Annotated in this window: 15 protein-coding genes; 3 read left to right on the top strand and 12 right to left on the bottom strand. The window is 58.8% G+C overall.

Features of this window, described 5'->3' with window-relative positions:
• Window positions 1-86: 86 nt before the first annotated feature.
• Genes ruvB through VLY20_11205 form a run of 4 tightly spaced genes read right to left on the bottom strand, consistent with a single transcriptional unit; the run spans window position 87 to window position 3,012 of the window.
• Complete coding sequence (gene ruvB / locus VLY20_11190) at window positions 87-1,118, bottom strand: Holliday junction branch migration DNA helicase RuvB (GenBank protein ID HUK57213.1); 1,032 nt, start codon at window positions 1,116-1,118, stop codon at window positions 87-89.
• Window positions 1,119-1,739: a Holliday junction branch migration protein RuvA gene (gene ruvA, locus VLY20_11195; protein HUK57214.1), complete on the bottom strand. Its 621-nt coding sequence runs from the start codon at window positions 1,737-1,739 to the stop codon at window positions 1,119-1,121. It lies immediately after the preceding gene.
• Window positions 1,740-1,751: 12 nt separating this feature from the next.
• Window positions 1,752-2,243 carry a crossover junction endodeoxyribonuclease RuvC gene (ruvC, locus tag VLY20_11200; protein ID HUK57215.1) on the bottom strand — a complete coding sequence of 164 codons (492 nt, stop codon included), beginning with the start codon at window positions 2,241-2,243 and terminating at the stop codon, window positions 1,752-1,754.
• 16 nt (window positions 2,244-2,259) lie between these two features.
• The gene (locus VLY20_11205) at window positions 2,260-3,012 is read right to left on the bottom strand and encodes a YebC/PmpR family DNA-binding transcriptional regulator (protein HUK57216.1); all 753 of its coding nucleotides are present in this window, start codon (window positions 3,010-3,012) and stop codon (window positions 2,260-2,262) included.
• A gap of 263 nt (window positions 3,013-3,275) precedes the next feature.
• Between VLY20_11205 and VLY20_11210 the strand changes: the two genes are divergently transcribed.
• A complete protein-coding gene (locus VLY20_11210) occupies window positions 3,276-3,743 on the top strand; it encodes a hypothetical protein (GenBank protein HUK57217.1) in 468 nt (155 codons plus the stop codon).
• An 82-nt stretch (window positions 3,744-3,825) separates the two neighbouring features.
• Here VLY20_11210 and VLY20_11215 read toward each other — a convergent pair whose 3' ends face one another.
• From VLY20_11215 to uvrA, 5 genes are all read right to left on the bottom strand, one after another.
• Window positions 3,826-4,299, bottom strand: coding sequence for a methylglyoxal synthase (locus VLY20_11215; protein ID HUK57218.1), 474 nt, complete (start codon window positions 4,297-4,299; stop codon window positions 3,826-3,828).
• 53 nt (window positions 4,300-4,352) lie between these two features.
• Entirely contained in the window at window positions 4,353-5,003 is a 651-nt protein-coding gene (locus VLY20_11220) for a DedA family protein (GenBank protein HUK57219.1), read from the bottom strand.
• Window positions 5,004-5,093: 90 nt separating this feature from the next.
• Window positions 5,094-6,107: a 3-deoxy-7-phosphoheptulonate synthase gene (gene aroF, locus VLY20_11225; GenBank protein HUK57220.1), complete on the bottom strand. Its 1,014-nt coding sequence runs from the start codon at window positions 6,105-6,107 to the stop codon at window positions 5,094-5,096.
• 97 nt (window positions 6,108-6,204) lie between these two features.
• Window positions 6,205-8,256, bottom strand: a complete 2,052-nt coding sequence (rhaD, locus tag VLY20_11230; protein HUK57221.1) for a bifunctional rhamnulose-1-phosphate aldolase/short-chain dehydrogenase — start codon at window positions 8,254-8,256, stop codon at window positions 6,205-6,207.
• Window positions 8,257-8,273: 17 nt separating this feature from the next.
• Window positions 8,274-11,084 (bottom strand): excinuclease ABC subunit UvrA, encoded by a 2,811-nt coding sequence (gene uvrA, locus VLY20_11235; GenBank protein HUK57222.1) that lies wholly within the window; start codon window positions 11,082-11,084, stop codon window positions 8,274-8,276.
• A gap of 101 nt (window positions 11,085-11,185) precedes the next feature.
• Here uvrA and ubiE point away from each other — a divergent pair, with 101 nt between their 5' ends.
• On the top strand, window positions 11,186-11,923 hold the full coding sequence (gene ubiE / locus VLY20_11240) for a bifunctional demethylmenaquinone methyltransferase/2-methoxy-6-polyprenyl-1,4-benzoquinol methylase UbiE (GenBank protein ID HUK57223.1): 738 nt from the start codon (window positions 11,186-11,188) through the stop codon (window positions 11,921-11,923).
• On the opposite strand, the gene VLY20_11245 is transcribed toward ubiE, so the two are convergent.
• The gene (locus VLY20_11245) at window positions 11,920-12,360 is read right to left on the bottom strand and encodes a DUF4279 domain-containing protein (protein HUK57224.1); all 441 of its coding nucleotides are present in this window, start codon (window positions 12,358-12,360) and stop codon (window positions 11,920-11,922) included. The two genes, ubiE and VLY20_11245, sit on opposite strands and share 4 nt — an antisense overlap.
• A 148-nt stretch (window positions 12,361-12,508) precedes the next feature.
• Between VLY20_11245 and VLY20_11250 the strand changes: the two genes are divergently transcribed.
• A complete protein-coding gene (locus tag VLY20_11250) occupies window positions 12,509-14,095 on the top strand; it encodes a radical SAM protein (protein HUK57225.1) in 1,587 nt (528 codons plus the stop codon).
• 66 nt (window positions 14,096-14,161) lie between these two features.
• On the opposite strand, the gene VLY20_11255 is transcribed toward VLY20_11250, so the two are convergent.
• Both VLY20_11255 and VLY20_11260 read right to left on the bottom strand, forming a co-directional pair.
• Window positions 14,162-14,509, bottom strand: coding sequence for a DUF3870 domain-containing protein (locus VLY20_11255; protein HUK57226.1), 348 nt, complete (start codon window positions 14,507-14,509; stop codon window positions 14,162-14,164).
• Window positions 14,510-14,814: 305 nt separating this feature from the next.
• Window positions 14,815-15,621, bottom strand: coding sequence for a HEAT repeat domain-containing protein (locus VLY20_11260; GenBank protein ID HUK57227.1), 807 nt, complete (start codon window positions 15,619-15,621; stop codon window positions 14,815-14,817).
• Window positions 15,622-15,682: the final 61 nt, after the last annotated feature.

Raw genomic sequence — 15,682 nt, forward strand, 5'->3', positions numbered from 1 at the left:
CTTTGTAAAGACCATCCGATTTTAAATTGGGGGAACCGCGTATGTCAATAAGGCTTCAGAATTCCTTGATCGTCGAGCAGGGGGGTTTAGAGAAGGTCGGCTTGCTGGGGCTTCGGGCGATTCGGATGAAGCGGCTTGCCGAAATGCTGATAAGCCAGCGCGGTCGCGAGGCGGCCGCGGGGGGTGCGGTCGAGATATCCGCCCTGGATCAGAAAGGGCTCGTAGACGTCTTCGATCGTGTCCTTCTCCTCGCTGATCGCCGAGGCCAGCGTCTCGACGCCCACCGGCCCTCCTGCGAACTTCTCGATGATCGTGAGCAGGAGTTTCCGATCCATGGGATCGAACCCCTTCTCGTCGATCTCCATCCGGCCGAGGGCTTCGCAGGCGACGGCCTTTGTGATTCGCCCGTCCGCCTTAACCTGCGCAAAATCGCGGACGCGTTTGAGCAGCCGATTCGCAATCCGGGGCGTTCCCCGGGACCGGCGCGCGATCTCTTGCGCTCCGGCGGCGTCGACTTCAATTCCCAAAATCCGCGCCGAGCGGTTCACGATCTCTTCGAGCTCCGGGGTCAGATAGAAGTCCAGCCGGTTGATCACGCCGAACCGCTCGCGCAACGGCGAGGTGAGCAAGCCGGCCCGCGTCGTCGCGCCGATCAGGGTGAAGCGCGGCAGGGCCAGCTTGACGCTTCGCGCGGAGGGGCCCTGTCCGATCACGAGATCCAGCTGGAAATCCTCCATCGCCGGGTAGAGGATTTCTTCCACGGCCGGGTGGAGCCGGTGAATTTCGTCGATGAAAAAGACGTCCCGCTCCGAAAGATTGCTCAAAATCGCCGCGAGATCGCCCGGATGCTCCAGCGCCGGGCCGGAGGTGGCCTTGATATTGACGCCCAGCTCCCGCGCGATGATATGGGCCAGCGTCGTTTTACCGAGTCCCGGCGGTCCGTAGAAGATCACGTGATCCAGAACATCCTCCCGCTGCCGGGCGGCCTGGATATAGATCGTCAGGTTCTCCTTGAGCTTATTCTGACCGACATACTCCGCAAGCGACGTCGGACGGAGCGACGCCTCGTACGTCTTCTCTTCTTCATTCAACTGGTTCGTCAGGATGTGTTCGGGCATTTAGGTTCTTGACAAAACTTTCAGGGACTCCTTGATCAACTCTTCGATTCCCACCGGCCGGGCGGGACCGCCGTTGCCGGACCTCAACACTTTTTTCACCGCGTCTTTGGCGAGGGGCGACTTGTAACCGAGGTTGACCAGCGCCGACACCGCGTCCTCCATCCCTTGCAACTCCTTCTCTTCGGCCGGGCCGACCGCCGTCGAATCCGAGACCGCCACGGCCCGGATCTTCTCCTTTAACTCCAGCACCAGGCGCGCCGCGGTTTTTTGGCCAATGCCCGGAATCGAGCTTAGTTTCGCGACATCTCCTTGATTGACGGCCGCGACCAGTTCGGAGAGCGGAAGCCCGGACAGAATATTGATCGCCAACTTGGGTCCGATTCCGGAGACGCCCAACAACAGAAGAAAGACGTTCTTTTCTTCCCCGCTCGAGAAGCCGTAAAGCTGGAGCGCGTCCTCCCGGACATGGGTGTAGGTCCAGAGATGGACCGACTCGTGCTCGGACGGCAGCCGGTAGAAGGTCGTCAGCGGCATCATCACCTCGTAGCCCACGCCGTGGACATCCACGACGACCGACTGGGGCGTCTTTCGTTTTAAGATTCCGCTCAGCGAAGCAATCATACCGGATGTGCCCTACGCGTTTGTCAAGGCCCGGATCTTGGCCGAATGCAGATAGCAGATCGCCACGGCCAGCGCGTCGGCCGCATGGTGAGTATCGGGCGCCGTCTTGAGGTTCAGGAGACGGCCGACCATGCTCTCGACCTGATCCTTGCGGGCCGCGCCGTACCCGACCACGGCCAGTTTCACCTCGGTCGGCGCGCATTCATGCACCGGGAGCCCGCATGCCTCGGCCGCCAAGAGAGCGATGCCGCGGGCCTGTCCCAGTTTCAACGCGCTTTGAAAATTTTTGGAGACGAACGTGTTTTCGACGACAACGGCCGCCGGTCGCTGTGTCCGGAACACGACCAGCAATTCATCATATATTTTTTTGAGCCGTTTCGGAAGCGATTCCCGTGCGGCGGTCGTGATCGAACCGGAAGCGACGTACGAAAGCCGGTGATCCTCTTCGTCCACCACTCCGTAGCCCGTCGTTACGGTTCCCGGATCAATCCCGATCACGCGCATGATGGATTTGCCCTCGTTATTTTGCGGCCACCTTCTCCATCACGTCCTGGGGAATATCGAAATTGGCATGAATGTTCTGAACATCGTCGTGATCTTCGAGCGCCTCCATGAGCTTGAGCATCTGCTCGGCGTCTTTTCCCTGAAGGTTTACATAGTTTTGGGGAATCGATGCCACTTCGGCCGAGACCATTTCGATCTTCTGCCCATCCAATACCTTCCGTACATGCTCGAAATCGTGCGGCGGGGTGATCACTTCAAAGCTGTCGTCTTCCGTGCGAAGGTCCTCCGCCCCGGCCTCCAGAACGAGATTCATCAATTTCTCCTCGTCCGCTTTGGATTTATCCACCACGATCCGGCCCTTCCGATGAAACATCCAGGCCACGCTGCCGGCGTCGGCCATTCGCCCGCCGTTTTTCTCCAGCAGGTTGCGGATTTCGGAGACGCTGCGGTTTTTATTGTCCGAGGTCGTCTCGATCAGCAGCGCCACTCCGCCGGGGCCGTAGCCTTCGTAAACCGCCTCCTCATAATGCACGCCCGGCAGCTCGCCGGTCCCTCGCTGGATCGCTTTCTTGATATTGTCGGCCGGCATGTTGACGTCTTTGGCCTTGACGATCGCCAACCGCAGTCGAGGATTGCCGTTCGGATCGCCGCCCCCGACGCGGGCCGCCGTCGTGATTTCGCGGATGATCTTGGTAAAAACCTTGCCCCGCTTGGCGTCCTCGGCGCCCTTCTTCCGCTTAATTGTCGACCAGTGCGAATGTCCGCCCATGGCGAATAACCCTTTTTTCTCCGTTCACCCTTCGTAGGGGTGGTGGCCCGCGGCCGCACGAGGCGGAAACATCGACCTATCCCTACCGGGTGAACGGAGCTTTGAGTAAGCTGTCCTTGTCCGAATGCGTTACTTTTAACACAAACGACGGTCGGAGTCAATGAACCGCACAGACCGAAGCGGGCGGCATTTCGACGCGAACCAGAGTCGCCGATCGGCTTGGAAACTTGAATTTCCACATCCGAAAGAGTTAAAATAATTTTATGAAGACATTACGATTCATGATCATGATCGTTGCACTGCTGATCGGCGTAACGGCCTGCGTGAGCCGGCCGCTCAGGATTCCGGACGCTATGCCGCCGGCGGCGAGCCTCGATGCCCCGAACGTCGTGAAGGTAGTCAAAAATTTGGACGCGGAGGTGATCGATCAATCATGGCGTCCGGCGACCTTCCGCTGGCCGCGGCTCGATCGGGGCATGTTTTTTTGGACCACGACGGTCAAAAACGACGCATCCCAATCCCGGGATATTTGTGTGGTCTTCCACCTATTCAATGCGAATCACCGGGTGCTGCTGGGAGAGAGAGGGTGTCGGGTCGTGGCTCCCGGTCAAGAGGGCCATATCTCGAGCAGCGCCTACGTCGATCTGGATCTGCTCAAGCAGGCCAAAAGCGGACAGGCCAGTCCATTTGAGTCGCACACGATCTACTATCCGAAGTCCGCGACCGGTTAAGAAAGATTCCCGTGACCCGGAAAGTGCTCCGGACTTTGGCCGCGAACCGGCGATCCGTCGTCCGGTTCACGGCTTCGCATGTCTACGATGATTTCTCCTCGTCGATCTTCCGGGTTCGATACACGTCGTAATCGGGCACGAGACGCTCGTAATCGCTGTCCATCAGGGGAGAGGAGATCATGAAATCGGCGGTGGAGCGATTGCAGGCCACGGGAATGTTCCAGACCACCGCCATGCGCAAGAGCGCCTTGACGTCCGGATCGTGGGGTTGAGGCTCGAGCGGATCCCAGAAAAAGATGAGAAAATCGATCTCCCGGTCGGCGATCTTGGCGCCGATCTGCTGATCCCCGCCCAGCGGTCCGCTCTGGAGTTTGTTGATTTTGAATCCGAGCTCCTGCTCTAAAATCCCGCCGGTCGTCCCGGTCGCATAGATTTTGTGGTGAGCCAAGAGCGTCCGGTTGTATTTGGCCCATTCAACCAGGTCGCGCTTTTTGTTGTCGTGTGCGACCAGCGCGATTTTCTTATCATGCTCCATGATGATTTTTTTATGTGTCATACCCATCCTCCCCTTTTGCCGCCGATGAATTAGAGACGCGTGCAAGGTCTGTTTTATTCCGAGCTCTGACCCGCCGCCGGCTCCGGCTTTGCGGTGAGGCGCATGACGACGATATAAAGACCGGTCAAGAGCAGGATGAGGCCCACGAACCAGTGGAACCGGTCGGCTAAAACGCGCATCATCTGTTGCGGATCGTCGAGCAGCTCGGGCCGGTCGCCGATCACCTCGGCCCCGAACCAGCCCAAGGCCGTGCACCAGACGGCCGAGCCGGCCAGGGTCATGAGGCTGTACATCTTGAAATCCATCCGGACGAGCCCGGCCGGGATGCCGATCAGGTGCCGTATGACGGGTAGGAGCCGCGAGAAAAAAATCCCGCCGGCTTCGTATCGCGCCAGCCAGCGCTCCGCGCGCAGCAGTTTCGATTCCGGAATGAAGAAATATTTTCCGTACCGCAGGACGAGCGGCCGGCCGATCCACCGGGCCGACCAGTACATCGCGGCCGCGCCGATATAACTGCCCGCCGTTCCAGCCAGGATCACGCCCCAAAAATTATACCTCCCCTGCGCCGCCCAGTAGGCCGCGGGAGGAATGACCACCTCGCTTGGAATCGGGACGATGGAGCTCTCGACCGCCATCAGTAAAACAATTCCAACATAGCCCCAGTCGCGCACCAGATCGAACCAGATCACGATCCATGCATCCATCAACGAGTCTCCGTATCTTCAACCGAGAACGACGGGGTTATCACGAAGGGGCGCCGGATGGTGATCGCATAAAACCCGCGCCCGATTATTTTAGATGCGGCGGCCGATGGAAGAGGCCACGAGCCGGACCTGCCTCATCAACTCCTGAAACATGGGGAGGGTCAGCGATTGCGGGCCGTCGGAAAGGGCGTGATCCGGTTCGGGATGGATTTCCACGAGCAGTCCGTCCGCGCCCACCGCCACGGCCGCCCGCGCCAGGGGGGTGACCCCGTAACGCAAACCGAAGCCGTGGGAGGGATCCACGATCACCGGAAGGTGGGAAAGCTGTTTCAGGACAATCACCGCACCCAGGTCCAGGGTGTTGCGCGTCATGGTTTCAAACGTCCGGATGCCCCGCTCGCACAGCACGATCTCGTAGTTGCCCCGCGACGCGATGTATTCGGCGGCCATCAAGAGTTCCTTGAGAGTGGCGCTCAGTCCCCGTTTGAGCAACACGGGTCGTTTGACTTCGCCGACCGCTTCCAGGAGTGGAAAGTTCTGCATGTTACGGGCCCCGATCTGGAGCACGTCCGCGTAGCGCGCCACCAGCTCCACCGAGCCGGGGCTCATCACCTCGGTCACCACCTTCAAACCGGTCTCTTCGCGCGCGAGCGCCAGAAGTTTGAGCCCCTCCTCTTTGAGTCCTTGGAAGTCGTACGGGCTGGTGCGCGGCTTGAACGCCCCGCCCCGCAGGAACCGCGCGCCGCAGGCCTGGGCGGCCCTGGCGCAAGCCAGAATCTGGGCCTCGCTCTCGACCGAGCACGGACCGGCCATAACGGCCAACGACTCGCCGCCGATGACCGCTCCATCCACGTTCACGACGGTGCGCTCGGGCTTCACCTCGGACGACACCAGCTTAAACGGCTGGCTGACCGGAATCGCCTGGGCGACTCCCGGGAGGATCTCAAAAAGGTCTGCGTCCACGGGGCCCCGATTGCCCGTGATCCCGATGGCCGTGCGCTCGCTGCCGGGGATGGCATGGGGCTTAAATCCCAGCTCCTTGATCTTTTCAGCCACCGCATCGATCTGTTCCGAGGTGGCATCGTGTCGCATGACGATCAGCATCATCCCCTCCGATACAATGAAAGTATAGTCGAACCTCCCTGGAATTTCAAGCGGGGGAAGGCCGGATTCAGCGGGAATAAAAGGAGGAATACACGCGTTACCGCGGAAACGCCTCGCGGACGCCGCCGTCGACGGGCAGGATCGCGCCGGTGGTTTTGGCCGAACGGTCCGAGGCGAAGAACAGGACGGCCTCGGCCACGTCGTCGGGATAAATTTTTGATTTTAAAAGATTGCGTTGCGCGTAGAAGTCTTCGAGCTTCCCGATCGGTATTCCATGGGCTTTTGCGCGTTCTTCCCGGATCTCTTTGGACCAGAGCCCGGATTCCTGAAAAACGCCGTCGGGACTGACCATGTTCACGCGGATGCGATCGTCCGCGCCCTCGATCGCGAGGATGCGCGACAGTTGGACCTGGGCGGCTTTGGAGGCCGAGTAGGCCCCGAAATCTTTTCCCGGCGCAAGGACATTTTTCGTCGCCACGACGACGATGTTCCCGCCGAGACCCTGCTCTTTGAAAACGCGAATCGTCTCGCGACAGACGAGAAAATGGCCGGTGGCGTTGACGGCCATCGAGCGATCCCAATCCGAGAGCGTCAACCGGTCGACCGGCGACGATTTCGCGATCCCGGCGTTCGAGACCAGAATATCCAGTCCCCCGTACGCCAGAACCGCGCCCTCAAAGGCTTTCCTTACCGAAGCTTCGCTCGCCACATCCATCTTGAACGCGATCGAATTCGTCTCGCCCATCTTCCGGTTGATTGCCTCGGAGACCTCGCGGGTTTTTTCAAGATCGATATCGGTCAGAACGACCATGGCCCCTTCGTTGGCGAGCCGCTCGGCGATCGCCTTTCCGATTCCTCCGGCCGCCCCGGTGACCAACGCGACCCGTCGGGATAGTTCCTTCTCGGGCGGAAGGAGCGTCAGCTTGAAATTCTCCATCGGCCAGTACTCAAAATCGCACAGGTCGCGAGGCGCGAGCACGGCGTAGGATGAAATCGCGGCGCTGTCTTGAATGACGCCGATCGTGTGCCGGTAAATATCGCGTGCGATCCGGGCCGCGCGTCGGTCTTTCCCGGTCGTGAACATCCCCAAACCGGGAACGAGTATCACGCGCGGATTGGGGTCCAGCATCGCGACGCCCGGCGTCTTATACCGGTTGAAGTAGGCCGTGTACCGTTTCCGATATTGCTCCAACGCTTTCGGAAGAACGGCTTTGATCTTTTCGGAATCCGGACGGGTGATCTCCAGAAACATCGGCCAAGGCTTTGTATGCATCAGGTGATCGGGCGTGAACGGCCCGATCTGGGAGAGCGCCTCGGCCCTCGGATGACGGACAAACCGAAGCACTTCGGGACGGTCGTCATAAAACAGGACCATCCGTTTGTTCCCCCCGATCCCGCCGCGAAGGAGAGGCGCCACCGCCGCGGCATTCGAACGACGGGCCGCCTGCGGCCGTTTCGAACGAGATACCTTGATCCGCGGCGCTCTTGGACGACGGGCGATGAATTTCTCGGCCTCGGTGATCATCCGGATCGTTTCCAGATAAGCCTCCTTGGCCGATTCCCCCCAGGTGATCAGTCCGTGTTTGTCCAGAATAATCGCGCGAAGGCCGGGATTTTTTGCGTAGGCCTCGCCGGTCCGCTTGGAGAGAAGAAAACCCGGACGGAAATAGGGAATGAGGGCCACGCGTTTTCCGAAAACCGAGCGGACAACTTTATCGCCGTCCGGCGTGTCGGTCAGCGCGCAGATCGCATCGGCATGGGTGTGGTAGAGATGGGGCGGCGGTAAAAACGCATGCAGCAGCGTTTCGATCGAGGGCTTGGGGGCGCCGGGCTCGAGGACGGATCGGGATTGATAGGCCACCATCTCATCATCGGTCATCGCCGGACGTTTCATGAGCGGCAGCAGATCGTCCAGGCGCAACGGCGTGAACTGTTTGTGGGTGATCGTCCTCATATCCGAGCCGGACCCTTTCATCCAGAGGATCCGGACCGGCCGGCCGGTATGATCCGTCCCTTTCGTTTTGACGGATGAGTTTCCACCGCCCCAGACGACGAGGTTCGTATCCATGCCGATCAATCGGGAGGTGTAGACCAGGACATCCAATCCTTCCAACCCTCGCGCCTCTTTTTCCGACCACCGGCTTTTCATTTCGTTTGTCGGCCGCTTCAGGCCATTCCTTTCTTCAAAAACTGACCGGTGTAAGACGACCGGACCTGAGCGATCGCTTCGGGCGTTCCGGTCGCGACGATCTGTCCTCCCCGGTCTCCGCCCTCCGGCCCGAGATCGATGATCCAGTCGGAATTCTTAATGACGTCCAGGTTGTGCTCGATGACGACGACGGTGTTTCCGGCGTCCACCAGACGGTTCAGGACGTCCAACAGCCTCTGGATGTCGGCGAAATGAAGTCCCGTCGTCGGCTCGTCCAGAATGTAGAGCGTCTGCCCGGTCGCTCGTTTCGACAGCTCGCGGGAAAGCTTCACCCGTTGGGCCTCACCGCCGGAAAGGGTCGTGGCCGACTGGCCGAGACGAACATAACCCAGGCCGACGTCCTGAAGCGTTTCCAGTTTGGCCTTGAGGTGCGGGATGGCCGCGAAGAAGGCCAGCGCCTGCTCCACGGTCATATCAAGAATGTCCGCGATATTTTTTCCTTTGAAGGCGATCTCCAATGTTTCACGGTTGTATCGTTTCCCTTTGCAGACCTCGCATGTGACGTAGACGTCCGGAAGAAAGTGCATCTCGATCTTGATGACGCCGTCGCCCTGGCAGGCCTCGCAGCGACCGCCCTTGACGTTGAAACTGTAGCGCCCGGCCTTGTAGCCCCTCATCCGGGATTCGGGAAGCTGCGTGAACAGGTCGCGCATGAACGTGAACAAGCCGGTGTACGTGGCCGGGTTGGACCGCGGGGTTCGACCGATGGGCGACTGGTCGATATTGATCACCTTGTCGAGGTGCTCCAGCCCCTTGATCTGGTTGCAGGCCCCGGGGCGATCCGTCGCCCGGTACAGCCGTTGGGCCAGGTTTTTATACAGGACCTCGAGGACCAAGGTGCTTTTGCCCGATCCCGACACGCCCGTGATACAGGTCAAAAGGCCCAGCGGGATCTCCGCGTCGATGCTCTTGAGATTATTTTCCCGCGCCCCGAGGATCCTCAAGAATTTTCCCGGAGGTCGGTGGCGCTTGGGAAGCGAGATGACCCGGTCCTTGCGAAGATACATCCCCGTGAGCGATTTTTCATGGGCCACGATCTCTTTGGGGGTTCCCTCGGCCACGACCTCGCCCCCGTGGATGCCGGCCCCCGGACCCATATCGATCACGTGATCCGCCGTGAGGATCGTTTCCTCATCGTGCTCCACCACGAGGACGGTATTGCCCAGATCCCTCAAGCGGATCAGCGTATCCAGCAGGCGGCGGTTGTCCCGTTGATGCAGCCCGATGCTGGGCTCGTCTAAAATGTACAATACGCCGGTCAGGGAGGATCCGATCTGGGTCGCAAGCCGAATCCGCTGTCCTTCACCGCCGGAAAGCGTGGCCGCGGCGCGGTCCAGCGTGAGATAGTCCAGGCCGACGTTCATCAGAAAGCCGAGCCGCTCCCGGATCTCCTTCAAAATTCGATGGGCGATCATGGATTCCCGATCCGTCAGCTCCAGGCCGGCAAAAAAGAGGGTCGCCTCCTTGATCGAGAACCGGGTCGCTTCGGCGATCGACTTTCCGCCGATCTTCACCGCCAAACTCTCCGGCTTGAGCCGCTCACCCTTGCAGACTTTGCAGGAATGGGTTCCCATGTACTGCGCGATCTCTTCCCGGATGTAGCTGGAGTCGGTTTCCCGAAACCGTCGCTGGAGGTTTCCAACCACGCCCTCGAACGTCCGGTGAAAGGCATGCCGGTGGCCGTCGCTGTCATATTGGAAGGTGATCTCTTCCGATCCGGAGCCGTACAAAAGCACACGCTGGTATTCCGGCTTCAGGTCTTTAAACGGCGTCCGGAGATCAAACCCGTAATGCTTTGCGACCGACTCCATCATCTGATAATAATAGGCCGAAAACCGCTTCTCCCAGGGTTTGATCGCGCCCCCGCGAAGGGTCAGGTTCTTGTCCGGAACAATCCGATCGGGATCCAGATCCATGGTGGATCCCAAACCGTCGCAGGCCGGGCAGGCCCCGTGCGGGCTGTTGAAGGAGAAAACCCGGGGCGTCAGTTCGGAAAGGCTGATCCCGCACTCGGTGCAGGCCAGCTTTTCGCTGAACGGGACCTCTTCCCCGTCGCGATGAAGGAGAACGATCCCGGCGGCCAGCCGCAACGCCGTCTCGAGCGAGTCGGCCAGCCGCTTCTGAATTCCCTCTTTGACCACCAGTCGGTCGATCAAAACTTCGATCGTTTGCTTTTTCTTTTTGTCCAGGGCGATCTCTTCGGACAGATCCCGAAGCTGCCCGTTGATCCGGACGCGTGTGTAACCGCTTTTGCGGAGTTGGAGCAGGTCCTTGCGATACTCCCCTTTTCGGCCGCGGACGATCGGCGCGAAAATCTGGATCTTGGATCCGGCGGGCCAGGCCATCACTTGATCGACCATTTGTTGAACCGTTTGCGCCGCGACCGCGCGGCCGCATTGGTGGCAGTGAGGTCGGCCCGCGCGCGCGAACAGCACGCGGAGGTAGTCGTAGATTTCGGTCACGGTCCCGACGGTCGAGCGGGGATTATGGCTGGTCGTCTTCTGCTCGATCGAGATGGCGGGCGAAAGCCCGTCGATCGAATCCACGTCCGGCTTGTCCATCTGTTCCAAAAACTGCCGCGCGTACGCCGAAAGGGACTCCACGTATCGGCGCTGCCCCTCGGCATATACAGTGTCGAAGGCCAGCGAGGATTTCCCGGAGCCGGACAGACCGGTGATCACGACCAGTTTATCGCGGGGAATGACCACGTCGATGTTTTTTAAATTATGCTCCCGCGCTCCGCGGATGATGATCTCTTTCTGTTGCATGTCGGTCCATGAACCTCGTTTTGAATTTTTTAGTATAACACGGTCGGGCGAACGTCGTCCAGCCATTGACAACGGCCACCAATGGTGTTACGAATACCCCCATGCAACCGGTTCCGGCTCTTCCAATCGTTCCCGAGAAAGAAAAAGCCGTACAGAAAATGTTCACGGCGATCGCTCACCGGTATGACCTGAACAACTCGCTTCTCTCGCTGGGTCTTCATCACACATGGAAACGGCTGGCCGTCCGGATGAGCGGGGCGGCCGAGGGCGACGTCGCCCTCGATCTTTGCACCGGCACGGCGGACCTGGCCGTTTTACTGGCCCGACGGGTCGGTCCAAAAGGACACGTGATCGGCCTGGACCTGAATGAACGAATGCTCGAGTACGGCCGGCGGAAGATCGAGCGGGTGTGTCCGAACGGAAACATCACTTTGCTTCTCGGAAACGCCGAGTCGCTCCAGTTTTGCGACGGGACCTTCCGGATCGTCACCGTGGCCTTCGGAATCCGCAATGTCGCCGACATCCAAGCGGCTTTGCACGAAATGTTCCGGGTCTTAAAACCGGGCGGTCGCGCCGTCTGTCTCGAGTTTTCCCGTCCCACCAACGAACCCTTGCGGAAACTGTACGACCTTTACTCGTTCACGATCCTGCCCCGGATCGGAAAGGTTGTCTCGCGCGATCAAACCGGCGTCTACGACTATCTCCCGGCCTCGATCCGGGCCTTTCCGGACCAGGAACGATTTAAAGAATTGTTCTCCGAGGCGGGTTTCTCTCCCGTATCCTATCGAAACCTCACCGGCGGAATCGTCGCCATCCATATCGGGGTAAAACCTCATTAGGCCGGAACGGTCGGGCCGTTCTCCGATGTCGATTCGAAGACGACCGCTACATCGAGGCCGATCCCGAACTCCACCAGCCACGCCAGAGCCTCCGGCGGCAGGCTGAACCCGCCGCGGCCGTGGTTGGATCGATACTCGCAGAACAGGTCGACCGATAAAGCGGTCTTGATATCACGAAGGACGAACCCTCGAGGAACCAGCCTGGACTTCAGCCAAGCCAGATGGTCCTCCAGCGGTCGATCCTTGGCCACCGGCGCGGTCATCTCCCAGAAGTCGACGATCAGACGCTCCGACGTCCCTTCAATCGCTTCACCCCTCCGGCGGGTCCGCGTGGGCTCAAGCCCGAGGCGCATGCTGATCACGCTCATCTCCTCGATCCGGCCGAATATGCGCAACGTTGCCGAATACCGTTCATACTTTTCAACCATGGCCTTCATCGGCGCTTCTCCCCGTTCCGAGTTAATCGACTCTCGCAGAATAATGGACCCCCGGACAAAAAGCAACCCTCAAAGACCTTGCCATAACTCCGCGCAGGCGATCCCGTCTGTTGCATAGCCCATTGGCCTATGTTATCGTAGACTCGCCATGACAGACGTTCGATCAATTCTCTACGTGTTCCTCCCCTGCCGGCCGGTTTACCCTCTCGGGGTGACCTATTTGGCGGATGCGGTCCACCAAAAGTACTCCGATATCCGGCAACATATTCTTGATCTTTCGCTGATCCCGCCGGCACACCGCCGCAAGACCCTGTTGGCCCGACTCCGTCAATTCGATCCCGATCTGGTCTGTTTTTCATGGCGGGACATCCAAGTGTTCGCCCCCCATGAAGGCGATCCGTCCTTAAAATACGCTTTCAATTTCTACTACTCAACCAACCCCTTTAAAAAGTTGACCGCCTCGATCAAGGGGTTGGGGTATCTCTGGACTTATTATCGGGGGATTCAGGAGATTCTGTCCTACTTTTGGCTGATCCACAATCGCTTTCCTGGAAAACGGATCTTGGTCGGCGGCGGCGCCTTCAGCGTGTTCGCCGATCAATTGATTCACCAGCTTCCGGAAGGCACAATCGGTCTTCTGGGGGAAGGCGAGGATGCCTTGTTAAAGGTCATCGAGGGACAAGATCTGCGCGAAGAGCGGTCGATCGTTCGCAAAGGCACGGACGTGCACCGCGGCGTCAAAACCGCGATTACATCCGTTCAGGACATGACGATCGATCTTCCTTACCTGACCGCGATCTTCCCCCAGCACGTCTCCTATAAGAACGACTGCATCGGCGTTCAGTCGAAACGCGGGTGTCCCTACGATTGCCAGTTCTGCGAATACCCGTATATCGAGGGAAAACGGGTCCGGTACCGCGCGCCCGAACGGGTGGTGGGAGACATTCTGCAACACTACCGCCAGTGGGGAACAAGGAAGTTTTGGTTCACCGACGCGCAGTTCATCACCGGCAGCGAGGCCCTCCCCCAATGCAACGAAATCCTGGACCGGATCGTCGCGGAGAATCTGGAACTGACCTGGGCCGGCTATATTCGAACAAGCCTGATCACTCCCGATCTGGCCCGCCGGATGGTCCGATCCGGGGTGGGAGACCTGGAGGTGGCGATCACCTCCGGTTCTCAAGCCGTCTTGAATGAATTGCACATGGGCTTTCGGTTGGACAACCTGTACGACGGCTGCCGTTACTTAAAAGAGGCCGGTTTCATCGGCAAACTAATTCTCAACTATTCGCTCAACTCCCCCGGTGATACGGAGGCCACGCTGATGGAAAGCATCGCCTCGTATAAAAAAATCGCCGGGATCCTGGGGAACGACCGCGTCTTTCCCATGCTTTTCTTTCTCGGGGTTCAGCCGCATACCGGATTTGAACAGCGCCTCATTCAGGAGGGATATCTTTCCGGCGGTTACAACCCGCTTTCCCTGAACCCGCTGACGGTTAAAAAGATGCTTTACAATCCCCCGCCCCTGAGCCACCTGATCGCTCGGGCCTGCCTCCGGGCGTGGGATAAAACGGCTTGGGAGATGGCCTCTCCGGCCGGACGATCGGTTCATGAGCTGTACGCCGATGAGTCCTTGTTCCGCGGCGTGGTTGAAAACGCAGGGCGAGATGTTCTGATCAATCTGGAGCAGGACCTGCTGTCGCGCGGCGTTGGGCGGATGGAGAACCCGCCGTAGTTTGTTGACGGCCTGGCTCGGCCGGGACGGTCTTCAACACCCCAAACCATGGCGGGACTGGAAGCGTCAGGTCTGCGCTGGAGGATGAACGCTTTTTGTGGCCCGGTACTGATACTCTCTGTATTCTCGGACGAGGTCCTTGATGGCGGTGATCACGGCCTTTTTCGATTTATGAAAAAGCCGCTGCTCGATTTCGACGAGCAAATCGTTGACATCGTTCTGCAGGGACATACCCACCATCATCTGCCTCAGCATACCCACGATGAGCGGCGGACAGGGCATGAAATCAACCTCCACCACCTTTGCGGTCGGCACATCGATATGCGCAACCACCTGAAACACCTCGACCGCGGAGAGTTCTTTGGGCAGTCGGGCCTGTCCTCCGAAAATAAATGTTCCCGCCTTGGGGTCCATGACCTGATCCTTTTAATCTTAACGTTTAGAGCGTACCCCTCTCATCGACCTTCTTTCAGTTTACTCTCATGAATAAGGTCGCCGCCACAAAAAAAGACCCAGATATCCGCCACTGGATCCGGTAAAGAATCCTGGGTCAGATAGCTGGGTCAGCTCACTTTCCACGGCCAGGGTTGACCGGACCGTCAATGAACAGAACAGCTACGTATGGAATGAGGTTCGTTTTTATTGCATGGGGCGAAAAAACGTTGGAATTCTACCAGTCTGCATCGGCAATGTCAAGAGACAAGCGGTATCTTCCTGACTCAATCCGGCGGCCCGATGGCATGAAAGATCTTGATCTCGGTCTCACTCTGATTCGCTTGGAGGAAAATTAACTTCGCCGGATAACTTTTCCCCTGGAACTGCTGCTCTTCGGCCACGAAAATCAGATTGGGTTGATTGGAAGGACTGTTCTCTTTCGCTTCCCCGAACCCGGTCTCGTACCGTTCCTTGAAACCCTGAAAAGTCATCGGTTCTTTCCTAAGGCGCTTTTTGAAAAAATCGGACACTTTTAACAGAGAATCTCTTGAAACAAAAATCCATTCACCCCGGGCATTCGGAATAAATTCTGACTTTGGATAAAAAGGGATTCCCATCTCTTCTTCGTTGGGCCCCCAGATCGAATTGATTCTTTGAATGGCCAGTACGCTCAGACCCCGCACGCGCTCGTTGTCGGTCTGGCGCCACAATGCAGTCAACGCGGGCTTGGCGGAAGGATCCGCAATTTCACTCAGTCCCCGCACGGCCGCAACCTGAATTTCGGGGCGCTTGAGTCCCTGGATCAGGGCTGCCACCGCCGACTTGTCCCCGATCTGCACCAATGCATCGATCACGTCCTGCTGGAGACCCGTGTCATCCAAAAGCCCGGCCAAATCCGGCACCGCCGCCGGATCGCGAAGGGCACCGATCGCCTTGACGGCCGATGACCGAATCGCGGGGTCATGCTCTTCCTTCAAGAGAGCCACGAGCGCCGGGGTCGCCCGTTTGTCTTTCAATGTTCCCAGCATGAAGATGGAACCGGACTTCGTGGAGGCGTCAGGCGATTTCAGGTCCTTCAGACAGTCCTCCAAACCTCCGCACGGTGACTGCGCGACCGTCAGACGTCCTGAGAGCAGGACCAGGGCTATGATG

Source organism: Nitrospiria bacterium (assembly GCA_035517655.1).
GTDB lineage: Bacteria > Nitrospirota > Nitrospiria > JACQBZ01 > JACQBZ01 > JACQBZ01.